We start from the raw sequence: 10,337 nt of genomic DNA on the forward strand, positions 1-10,337 counted from the left end.
GCAGAAAATCAGCTACAATTAATGTTCTAATTTGGCAGTTTTTCCGCTAGCATCTCTGGTAGTTCAAACACCCAACGTGCCGGAATTGAGTAAAAATGAGAATAAATGCCAATGCGAGTATTAATTTCCGGTTGGCTTCTCAGCTTACCTAGAATGGCAAAAATTCTAAATCCTGTTTCTTCTCGATTATCTGCTTCCGAAAATTCACTACTCATGTTGGCATGAGAATGCACTTCAATCAATGCTGTTTCATAAGATGAATTAACCGAACTGATTAAAGGTGTAACGCTAGTTGGTGTAGCAATTTGGGCGGGAACTTCTAAATGCCAACCTCCAGTTTTAAAGGATAGGTGAAAAAGTATTTCATTTTCGCCTGCTGACTCACTAAGTAACCACATCAATTTGGTTATTTCCATCGGTACGCGAGGGTATTCCATTTGGAAATATGGTTCTATTACTGCCAAGGAAGCAATGCGACAACTGGTGATGGGGAAACAAGCTTTTATTCCTTGTCGCTGTGCTCGAACAAATACACCATTTCTGGATAACCAATATTCGAGTGCGCTAGCAGTTATTGGTGGTAAACTTGCATCAAAAGCCGTTTTGTACTCTATAAATTGAGGAATTTTCATTTGGTAATGCTTTGGCAAATAACATCGAGAGATTTGTTGAAAATCACTAAGTCTTTGCTGGGATAAATTCGTTTGTTTCTTACCTGCATTAGCTGCTTAAGCACGTCTTGAGAGTAGCGCTTTGATTTACCTTGAATTAGATGGTTGCTAAAATTACTCTGCCAAAATATTTTCCAGGCTACTCCGATTTGACTTGGCGAACAATCAGGTGGATGCAGTTCGCCAAAGCAAATTGCACCATCGCCATAAACGTTAGGCAGGGGGGCGGCATACAAAGCCGCATTCGGGTCAAATTGTTTAGTTTTTGATGCCCAAATCCAGTACCTAGTTCGATAGCCGACGAATATGAAGGCAGGTAGGGGAATTTGCCATTGATTGCTTTCACACAGAATTCGATACTGCTGCGGTGGGTAGTACTGCACTAACCATTCCCCAGATAAACCATGTCCCCAGCGGACGGTATGATAATCAAGCCAACCCGAATCAATTACTGTATTGGTGAAAGCTCTTGCTATGGCGGCTGGCGATACAAATTTATAATGGGTTTTTTCTTGTTCCTTGTAAATCAAAACGTATTGTCCCGACAAAAATAAGAGTTGGGCTCGTACTTCACCCAACTCGGTTTGAGGAATAATCGTTTGCACCAGTTTTCCAATGTCTAGAGGTGGTAATGGTACGTTCATTTTTTAGATTGGTTCCACAGTTTCAAGGCGGCTTTTTTGTGTTCGACTTTCGTTTCAAACCAAACTGAAAATTCTGCCATTTGCTGCTGTAATTCAAGTGCTTTTTCCCATTGACTTTTTAGGTAAATGATATTCTCTTTACTCCAAGCCAACGATTCATAACTTTCATCAGTTAGGTCTAGCCAGATGCAGTCTGAACTATGGTCGATGATGCTAATTACGTTGCTAAAGTATTGTAATGGCGGTTTTTTTGTTTGGCACAATCGTTCTAACTTTTCCCAGTTAAGTTGTTCTGGTTTAGCGGTATAATTAGGGCTAAAACCAAAAACCGATTCCCATTTTTCTCGCTCGTATCCCCAATCTAGTAAACTGATGATAAATTGTTCTACTTGACTGAGTTCCTCAAATGTTTGATTCCACCAACTAATGTTTTGCGGATAGAGATAAATTTCTGTATATCTTTCCTCAATTGTTTCCAATTCTTCGTAATATTCAATGGGAAACCAAGTATTAAGCAGTTGCAAAAATTCGATTTCTCGGTCTGTGTATACTGTGGGATGAGATTGTTGGAATAATGGGATAGTAGAATGGCTCCATTGAATGGGAAAAAGTTCTCCGTAAAGCTCTAGTAAAATTGTTTGCAGTTGGAGCGAACGTAAATAATCAAGGCAATCTCCTACTTTTACTGGCAGTTGGTACTGTTTAAGATTTCCCATCATTGGATTCAAGAATTGAGCAATTGCACATATCGGTGGGTTTTAATTAATATCCTTTGATGGGTTGATTTGAAGCAATTGATTGACAAGCTTTTAAGCAAGAAATTGCTCGGTTTATCTCAACTTCCCAGGTTTCACCTTCACTTATTGCCTTTTCCAGTAATGGCTGAATTTTTAGCAATCTCTCTAAGGTTAATTCTCCGCGAATTTCCATTTGTTTTAGTTGCCATGAAAGGGCAATAGATAGGTTTAATTCATTGGTAGCATTGATGATGTTTTCTAGGTAATTCCCTTTAGTGCCTGCTTTTTTGACTAGACGAATGATGGTGGTTTCGCCGTTCTGCTCTCGTTTGATTTCTGCGCTAGCAGCTTCTGGGAAAAACGGTGCGATTGCTGCAATGATTGTTTGGTCTGTTGCTGCTATTTCGGCTGTTAACGGTAGCTCTTGACCTTCTAGTTTCAGGATGTATTGCATATTAGAAAAAGCTGATTTGAGTACTTCTTTCGACTGAATTTTCTGACATTGATTGTGGAGTAGTGATGTGGTTTGAAATACTTCGTACTTCTTGCTTGATTTTTTTCCTGCTTCTTGCTGTTTCAATGATTTCTGGTAATTTTTGTTCTAGCCTCTGCAAAGTTTCTTGGATAGGAATACCAGTAAGCAATTCGGTTAGTGTACAGCTAGATAGAAGAAGTGGTTCTCCTTTAATACCTGAACTTAAAATAACGCGCCGTTCTAATTCATCTTCTAATTGAGCTAAGATTTGCACTCCTATAATCAGAACGACTTTTTCAAAGCTAATGCTGAAGTTTTGATTTTCTATTTTTTCAGCATTTTCTAGAAGTGAGTCCTCTTGGTTTTTCATTAAGCTTGGTTTATCAATCGGGATCATATTTTCAAATGGCGCTAGCCATTATTTCCTGGTAATAGCTAAACTACGTACACTGGGGAAGGGAATAGATTTGTCCCAGTAATGTTTAGTAGCCAAAAATACTAATCTGGAAGTTTTTTAGTTTAAAAACCTTCCAGCTTTTAGGATATATTCAATTATTTCATCTTCAAAGAGATTTACACTTGATTAGCTAAAAATGCTACTGAAGAAGAAATAACTTCAGCAATATCAGATGGCTCTAGGGATTTAATTTTAGCGATAATCTCTTTTTTAATATCGTCAGATGCAGATTTCTGATTACTATCTTTTACTTGCACTGTTATATTTTTAGTTTCTAAACCTTTACGGTAAATTGTTAGAGAAATTTCCCCATCTAAATAAAGTTGTAAAGTCCTAACATTACCATTACTCAATTTTGCTAATTGTCGAAAATTTTTAGAATCCGGGTCGGGAACAGTTTTACCTTTTAACCACCGATACACTGTTGAGAAGTCTACACCTATGGACTCTGCTAAAGTGCTTTGAGTCCAACCCTCTTCTAGCAGCTGCTCAATTAACTTAATCAGCCGAAAATGCCGAGCTTGTATGGAAGAAGACACAGAGCTAACAGTCACAAAGGTTTACCTGGCACTATTTCTATACCTATCTTACAAGAATAGTCGGGGTGTTGAAAGCCCCTGTGATTGCAAGTCCTCTTTCTGGGATTGTGTCGATACTCTAGCGTAAGTTACCACTTTGGCGAAAGCGACCCTAGCTTCGCTTTTCATATTCTCTAGTGCAAATACTGGATACCTGCGATGCCCTCCTGCTGACTTGATGCAAGGAATTTTCCCTGCGTCAGCCCAGTTCGCTAATGTCTTGGGATGATATCCATATTTTTCGTACACTTGTTTCGGTGTTAGGTACATACCTCATTTCACTACGCTTTACTCCTTTATACTAAGTTTTTCCGTTATCTGATGATTAAACTTATTCTCATGCAATATTTTTTCTCATGTAGTACAAGGCTTAGTTCGTGAAAATATTTAAAATCATAGTTAATTTGTCTTGCATCATGCAATAATGGGTGAGTGCATGATACAAAAATTGCTATATTATGCAATCTTCTGACACTCCTGATTATTCAAATGTGCCTGACTTTTCCACGGCTCATAGCAGCGAGCCTAACAAGTCAGCCCAGTATTTACGGTTAGAAACAACTGCTTCTAAGAATCTTGGCGATACAGAAAATAGGCTTAACGATGCTGAAGTGGTAGAGCTAGCTTATCTAGAAGTTACAGTCGAACGCGGTCTAAGAGCGTTTTGGGAGATAGGGCAAGCTTTAGGACAAATTCGGGATCGGCATTTATATCGACAAGGGTACAGAACCTTTGATGATTACTGTATCAATCGTTGGGAAATGTCTCGGCGATCGGCTTACCAACTGATTGAGGCAGCCAGAGTTTATGAAAATGTGCGCCATGGCGCACATTTTCTTCCCGCCAACGAGCGCCAAACTCGTCCTTTGGTGACGCTCCCTCCCGAAAAGCAACAGGAAGCTTGGGCTAAAGCCGTCTCGACTGCTCCTAATGGTAGAGTTACATCCACTCATGTTGCCCAAATTGCCAAAGAGTATCAACAGAAAGATCCGGGTTCTAAGTTTAAGAGTAAGAATATTTCCAAAAGGCAACAAAATCAAACTGGAGATAAGCTAATTAGTACCGGAATAACACCAAATCAAGCGGGAACTGATTTACGAAGTTGTTGGAACTGCTACCATTGCAGCCGAGAGTTCCTAGATGACCCCCATAGTTTCTACTGCTACCAGTTAGGGAAATTGAATTTTATTGAAAAGGACGGCAATGAAAGGGGAGCAGAATGCGAATTTTGGACTAATCGACAAGCAATCCCTGAGCAAGCCAAAAGAACGTTGCCATCGACAGAAACTTTTACCTTAACTTTACAGCTTCCCGCATACTTGCAACCCCTAATACAAGATGCTGCTAGAGGAGAAGGATTGGTTTTGGTGGACTGGGTAGCTAAAGTTTTAGAAGCGGCACTTAAGGTAAGTAATTATACTTCTGAGAATTCTGAAAAAACGGAAGCAGATGGCGAGAGTAGAGCCTTAACCGCAAATTTTATTGAAGTATTGCCTTTACAAGCCGCTCAAAATTATCAGAAAAATAGTGGGAGCGTGAAAACCCTGTGTCAAAAGAGCCGGGGATGAAACGCAACGCAACAGGATTTATCCATGTTGTTTCTGTTTCCGTTTTTGTTAACTTTTAACAGTTAACAAATAACAAATTTGAGACCATACTAACAGGATAACAGGAGGTGATGAAATTGTTTGGATGTCAGCAAGTTTTGATTCATACAAATAAAGAAAACCAAGCCATAATTGAGTATCTTTGTGCTGAGTCAAACAAGGTATTTAATTGTGCAATCTATTATGCAAGGCAGATTTACTTTAAGGCTAATAGAACTGTCGGCAAATCCGAATTACTAGGAGAAATCAAGCGTAATATCCATTTTAAAGCCATGTATTCGCAAGCGGCGCAGCAAACTTGCCTGTCAGTGCTAGAAGCTTTTAAATCCTTTAAGGAACTCAATAGACTTTTTAAGAAAGGAGAGTTAGCCAACCAACCAAAACCACCTAAATACAGGAAAGGTGGACTTTGTACTGTGAGCTATCCTTCTCAAGCATTGCAGTTAGAAAATAGTTGGATTCGCATTCCATTGGGTAGACAAGTAAAAGCTTGGTTTGGCATCGACAGTTTTCCGTTAAAATTACCAGCCAATTTGCAGTTTGAGGCTATTAGGGAATTGCGAATATTGCCAAGAAACAGATGCTTTTACGCCGAGTTTGTCTATGAAGTAGAGTCAATAAATACAGGTCTAAATCAGCAAAATGCTTTAGGTATCGATCCGGGAATGGATAATTGGTTGACTTGTGTATCAAATCTGGGAACCAGCTTCATTATTGATGGCAAGCATTTGAAATCTTTAAACCGTTGGTACAACAAAAAAGTTTCCACAATTAAAGAAGGTAAGCCCCAAGGATTTTGGTCAAATAAATTAGCGCATCTGACGGAAAAAAGAAACCTTCAAATGCGCGATGGGGTAAATAAAGCAGCTAGGTTAGTTCTCAATCATTGTTTAGAAAACGATATTGGCACAATTGTTTTTGGTTGGAATGAAGGTCAAAAACAAGAGTCAAGCTTGGGGAGAAAAAATAACCAGAAATGGGTACAAGTCCCCACTGCTAAACTCAAAGAACGAATTTCCCAATTGTGTCAACAATACGGAATTAATTTTGTTGAAACCGAGGAAAGCTATACTTCCCAATCTTCATTCGTTGATGATGACTTTTTACCCAAATACGGTGAAAAACCCGAAAACTGGAAGCCATTAGGAAAGCGAGTGAAACGTGGGTTATATCGCACGGCTTTTAACTGGTATATCAATGCTGACGCGAATGCCGCAGCTAACATTCTCAAAAAAGTAAGCGGAACGTTGAATTTAGTTCTCAACGAACTGTCTAGGGTGTCATTGACAACACCCCAAAGATTCTTTCTTTGGTCAGCTAAGCGGATACAGAGGAACGTGGTTTTAACCCGTCCCTCTGTATCCGCTTAGAATCCCCGTCGATTTATCGCGGGGAGTGTCAAACGAATGCTAATGCTGAGTTAACAAAAGAAGCATCCCGAACAGAAAGCCTGTAACTGAGAGAATCCATAGATTCTATTTCTAGTTACAGCATTACAATAAAACTATTGCCAAGCTGTGTCTACTTCTTCAAATTTTAATCCGAAAAGTCAAACTAAAAACAGCCCTACAGAAAACCATTATCAACGTGAAGTGCCAATTCAGGTTGATACAAACTGCCAGCTAGAGCTGTTTACAGAAGAAACTGCGAGCAAGCAAAAAAAGGGCAAGCGTGGCAGCTTGCCAAAACTCTTAACAAGCCCATCTATATTTCCAGCTGAAAAGAAAGATCGGATGGCATCAGCACTGGTAATTTGGGGAGCAAGTGACATACTTACACAAAAACAGAATCTGGTCTGGGACTTGGATTCTGAAGGAAAATTGTGTCTTATTCGCTCAGCAATCAATAACAAGGGAGAAATTCACTACTGGATAACAGACCTCTCGGATCTCAGTAATGAGCATCCAGCTACCTTAGCAGGTACAGCAGCTTTAGCAACTCTTGAAACATTCGATATTCGTGCTGCTTGTATGCACCTAATTTATGCAGGTCATGCTACCAAGCTGGAACGTCCTTGGGAACAAGAATTTGTGATCGATCACCAACAGATTGAGGATTATCTGGGTTTAAATAAACGAAAAGACAAAACTAGAGCAGAAAAGCTCGCACTGATTGAAAAATTGGCATCTCAACCGTGCCAGATTACAACCTTTATCTCCTGGCCTGCACAAGGTCAGATAAAAGCTTTCACTGTATCGGAAACTCGACTTTGGCAGATGGTTGAAATTCAGCGTCATTATCAAGGAAACTTGTTTGGCGATCGAGAGCTGATCGGGTTAACTTTTAGAGTTAGGGCTGGGTATTGGGCTAAACACTTTTTGAATGCACAAGGGGCTAAAGAAAAACAAGCCTATTATCAGTGCGGTACATTTTCCAAGCATCTTTTACAAAAAGTGATGCAAATTTGGCAGCATCGTCCTGGAGCAGCACGCTTGTTAGTGTGGTTATTGTTCAAAACCAAGTTTGAGCAACAATATCCGATTACAGGTCAGACTTTAATGGAAGTAGCTTACGGCAAACAAAAGATTTTAGAAGTCCGAAAAACAGAAAACAAAAAGTTACGCCAGCAGCTAGCCGATGATCTTGAGTTAGACTTATTGACACTCGCTGAAAATAATTGGCTACTTCATTTCGATCCAGAAACTTACCCTTCTGAAATACAACCCTATTGGGCGGGTAGAGGTAACAAAAGCAGACCACGTGGGTACTTTGCTCGAATTCTAGCTGGTCGAGTTTGGATTATGGCTCCCAATGAATTGCATCCCAGTAACGGACACGTTGGTGTTAGCGTAAGCAAAGAAATTCCCAACTTTGGGTTATCCAGCCAAGAGAGTTCTAATAGCCAGCCGTCAGACACAATAAGTTCTCTACCGAACGCTGCTTGCTCCTTACAGCACGTAAAACCTCAACCAATTTCTGCGGTACACGATCGACCAAAGCTAACGGGAGAGCAAATCAAAGAAATTAGAACAATTAAAGGTTGGACAACTCGGCAACTCGCAAAACGCAGCGGTATTAGCCAGTCAATGATTTCAATGATTGAAACGGGTCAACGTTTGATTAGTCCGTCAAATCTTAAGAAGCTGAAAGCCGCTCTGGAATTGAGAGACTGAACAAGAATTCAGTAATACTTACTATACTACAAATCGAAGTATGCAATCTGGGTTGCTCGCGCTTACCCATGCCCTTTAGGGATGGGCTTGGGCTTTTTTTAAAAAAAGCTGTCAATAGACATCTTGCCTTGATGTACTCAATTTTTTTTGATTACAACACTGTAATCAAGCCTTTTGATGCTCTAAGGCTTGTCCTACTTCAGTTTGAGCTTGATTACAAAATTTCCCGACCCCCTGGTACCAAAGTCCCGACCCCCTGGTACCAAAGTCCCGACCCCCTGGTACCAAATTTTTGATAAGTAATCGCTGTGATGCTTATAGTAGTTAGTTTTCAGCTTTATATTACTGAGTTTGATTACAGCCTAATTATATTAATTAAAGTCTTAGTTCAAATTTGACTACTGGTATAACAGAAAGAATCCTAATTAACTTGCTTGTCCTAGCTATAGGGAAGTTGTCAAAACCATGTCATTGAGCTTTTCTCGACTTGCTGAAGATCGAAGGTTAATTCTCCACAGCCAATTCTGGATTACCGACTGCACCAACAAGTTAAGAAGGTGTGAACATGGAATCTGAGAACAAAAGCACTTGTGAAAGCCTTAACCCCCGTCATATCCAAGAAATCTATCGACGGGGACTACCGCTAAATTGGGCGCTAGCTAATTGTCGTTCCGTTTCTGCCCAAGAAGCCTCATACCGACTCGGTTACACCGCCAAATCTGATGGCATACTACTTGAAGGAATCGGGATTCAAATTCAATTTTTACCCGATAAACCCTGGCGAGACGACAAAACAAAAAAAGCCCCCAAGTATCGTTCACCATTGGGTGACTACGACGCGATTCTCTTGCATCACCCAGATGACCCCCGGTTCTGGAATGACCTAGAAGCACTCAAACAAAAAGCTTATAAAATTGACGGCCATCCCTGTTTAGTGATTACAGAAGGCGTGTTCACTGGGATGGCAATTAATGCTGCTGGCATCGCTACCATTGTCTTACTCGGTGTCGAGATGGGATTAACCAGTAGCAAGGAAGACCCGCAAAAGAAACGCTACTTGGTACCCGCACTAGAGAACTTAGCAAAAGCAGGTTTCGGTTTCATTTTCTGCTTTGATGCCGACGCTGCTACCAAACCTGGCGTTCGCTGGGCACAGCGGAAACTCGCACACCAACTCAAAGCCTTTCAAGTTCCACTGTACAACGCAACGGGTTTGTGGCAATGTGATGAGAGCTATCCCAACGGTGATAAAGGAGCCGATGATTACATCCAAAATCACGGTGCTAGTAAATTTATCCATGAAGTAATTGGTAAATGCACCTCCATCAACTTTTGGGAAAAGCAGTTTGAACAAGCAGAAACTGTTGATTGGAACGAACCGCAAAGCTACTTGGGAACCATCGGTTACTGGAAAACTAACAAAGATGGCGAAATCACTTGGCAACCTCGCTGTAATTTTGATTTCGCCATTGAACGGGAACTCACCTCGGAAGAAGGGGGCGGTTTCATACTGCAACTGAAACCGGAATGGGAACAAACACAGTATCGAGTGCTGATCAAAGCGACGGACTTGACATCACCTGATAAATTCACCACTGCCCTTTCCAAAGCTTTAGGATTTGTGGTGGTGGTTAGTTTAACTAAATGGGAACTTAATGCTTTAATTGCTGCCAAACAAGCAGTGTATCGCCGTCATCGTGAGGGGCAAATCTTTCGGTCGATCGATCGCTACGGACAACAATCAAACGGTTTATGGGTATTGAATAATGCTCAGTTCACATCAGATGGTCAACCAACAACTGAAAGCGATAGTTCTACCGTATTTGACCCAGCATTAGGAAAAGAGGACTTTATTCCTTGCCCAATTCTGGCAGAAGATACCGGAATTGAAGGCTTAAAACGTTTAATTGAAACCGCCAGAATTGTTTGGTTCTTCCGTACTTACTGTGCTAAATTATTAGGGAAGTGCCAGAACAATAAAGCTCTTAATTCAAAATTGCGGAAATTCCTAAAGCCAAATCCACAACGTTTGAGTAATTTCAATTTATTATTAAT

11 protein-coding genes and 1 pseudogene are annotated in these 10,337 nt (G+C 40.4%); 4 read left to right on the forward strand and 8 right to left on the reverse strand.

What is annotated here, in order from left to right; all coding sequences use genetic code 11:
* Nucleotides 1–26: 26 nt before the first annotated feature.
* From IQ264_RS20655 to IQ264_RS33910, 7 genes are all read right to left on the reverse strand, one after another.
* Nucleotides 27–632, reverse strand: a complete 606-nt coding sequence (locus tag IQ264_RS20655) for a hypothetical protein (RefSeq protein ID WP_193982689.1) — start codon at nucleotides 630–632, stop codon at nucleotides 27–29.
* Nucleotides 629–1,315, reverse strand: coding sequence for a hypothetical protein (locus tag IQ264_RS20660; protein WP_193982690.1), 687 nt, complete (start codon nucleotides 1,313–1,315; stop codon nucleotides 629–631). Before IQ264_RS20660 ends, IQ264_RS20655 begins: the two co-directional genes overlap by 4 nt.
* The gene (locus IQ264_RS20665; protein WP_193982691.1) at nucleotides 1,312–2,034 is read right to left on the reverse strand and encodes a hypothetical protein; all 723 of its coding nucleotides are present in this window, start codon (nucleotides 2,032–2,034) and stop codon (nucleotides 1,312–1,314) included. The genes IQ264_RS20660 and IQ264_RS20665 overlap by 4 nt, the downstream gene beginning before the upstream one ends.
* 43 nt (nucleotides 2,035–2,077) lie before the next feature.
* Nucleotides 2,078–2,506: a hypothetical protein gene (locus tag IQ264_RS20670; RefSeq protein WP_193982692.1), complete on the reverse strand. Its 429-nt coding sequence runs from the start codon at nucleotides 2,504–2,506 to the stop codon at nucleotides 2,078–2,080.
* Nucleotide 2,507: 1 nt separating this feature from the next.
* Entirely contained in the window at nucleotides 2,508–2,897 is a 390-nt protein-coding gene (locus IQ264_RS20675; RefSeq protein WP_193982693.1) for a hypothetical protein, read from the reverse strand.
* 203 nt (nucleotides 2,898–3,100) lie between these two features.
* Complete coding sequence (locus IQ264_RS20680) at nucleotides 3,101–3,538, reverse strand: helix-turn-helix transcriptional regulator (protein ID WP_322744769.1); 438 nt, start codon at nucleotides 3,536–3,538, stop codon at nucleotides 3,101–3,103.
* A gap of 33 nt (nucleotides 3,539–3,571) precedes the next feature.
* Nucleotides 3,572–3,832, reverse strand: coding sequence for a helix-turn-helix domain-containing protein (locus IQ264_RS33910; protein ID WP_193982694.1), 261 nt, complete (start codon nucleotides 3,830–3,832; stop codon nucleotides 3,572–3,574).
* A 188-nt stretch (nucleotides 3,833–4,020) separates the two neighbouring features.
* Between IQ264_RS33910 and IQ264_RS20690 the strand changes: the two genes are divergently transcribed.
* The 4 genes and pseudogenes from IQ264_RS20690 to IQ264_RS33490 all read left to right on the forward strand — a co-directional run.
* A complete protein-coding gene (locus tag IQ264_RS20690; protein WP_193982695.1) occupies nucleotides 4,021–5,130 on the forward strand; it encodes a hypothetical protein in 1,110 nt (369 codons plus the stop codon).
* Nucleotides 5,131–5,240: 110 nt separating this feature from the next.
* On the forward strand, nucleotides 5,241–6,539 hold the full coding sequence (locus IQ264_RS20695; RefSeq protein ID WP_228061690.1) for an RNA-guided endonuclease InsQ/TnpB family protein: 1,299 nt from the start codon (nucleotides 5,241–5,243) through the stop codon (nucleotides 6,537–6,539).
* A 363-nt stretch (nucleotides 6,540–6,902) separates the two neighbouring features.
* A complete protein-coding gene (locus IQ264_RS20700) occupies nucleotides 6,903–8,282 on the forward strand; it encodes a helix-turn-helix domain-containing protein (protein ID WP_193982696.1) in 1,380 nt (459 codons plus the stop codon).
* Between the two features lie 961 nt (nucleotides 8,283–9,243).
* A pseudogene (locus IQ264_RS33490) lies at nucleotides 9,244–9,510 on the forward strand (DUF3854 domain-containing protein); the annotation flags it as partial.
* A 713-nt stretch (nucleotides 9,511–10,223) separates the two neighbouring features.
* Here IQ264_RS33490 and IQ264_RS33095 read toward each other — a convergent pair.
* The gene (locus tag IQ264_RS33095; protein WP_413470365.1) at nucleotides 10,224–10,325 is read right to left on the reverse strand and encodes a hypothetical protein; all 102 of its coding nucleotides are present in this window, start codon (nucleotides 10,323–10,325) and stop codon (nucleotides 10,224–10,226) included.
* Nucleotides 10,326–10,337: the final 12 nt, after the last annotated feature.

Source organism: [Phormidium] sp. LEGE 05292 (assembly GCF_015207735.1).
GTDB lineage: Bacteria > Cyanobacteriota > Cyanobacteriia > Cyanobacteriales > Aerosakkonemataceae > Floridanema.

Bases quoted from the DNA above. Each gene is read 5' to 3' on its own strand.
- IQ264_RS20695 (WP_228061690.1), top strand. From the start codon at position 5,241: ATGAAATTGTTTGGATGTCAGCAAGTTTTGATTCATACAAATAAAGAA.
- IQ264_RS20700 (WP_193982696.1), top strand. From the start codon at position 6,903: ATGGCATCAGCACTGGTAATTTGGGGAGCAAGTGACATACTTACACAA.
- IQ264_RS20655 (WP_193982689.1), bottom strand. From the start codon at position 632: ATGAAAATTCCTCAATTTATAGAGTACAAAACGGCTTTTGATGCAAGT.
- IQ264_RS20665 (WP_193982691.1), bottom strand. From the start codon at position 2,034: ATGATGGGAAATCTTAAACAGTACCAACTGCCAGTAAAAGTAGGAGAT.
- IQ264_RS20675 (WP_193982693.1), bottom strand. From the start codon at position 2,897: ATGAAAAACCAAGAGGACTCACTTCTAGAAAATGCTGAAAAAATAGAA.
- IQ264_RS20690 (WP_193982695.1), top strand. From the start codon at position 4,021: ATGCAATCTTCTGACACTCCTGATTATTCAAATGTGCCTGACTTTTCC.
- IQ264_RS33910 (WP_193982694.1), bottom strand. From the start codon at position 3,832: ATGTACCTAACACCGAAACAAGTGTACGAAAAATATGGATATCATCCC.
- IQ264_RS20660 (WP_193982690.1), bottom strand. From the start codon at position 1,315: ATGAACGTACCATTACCACCTCTAGACATTGGAAAACTGGTGCAAACG.
- IQ264_RS20670 (WP_193982692.1), bottom strand. From the start codon at position 2,506: ATGCAATACATCCTGAAACTAGAAGGTCAAGAGCTACCGTTAACAGCC.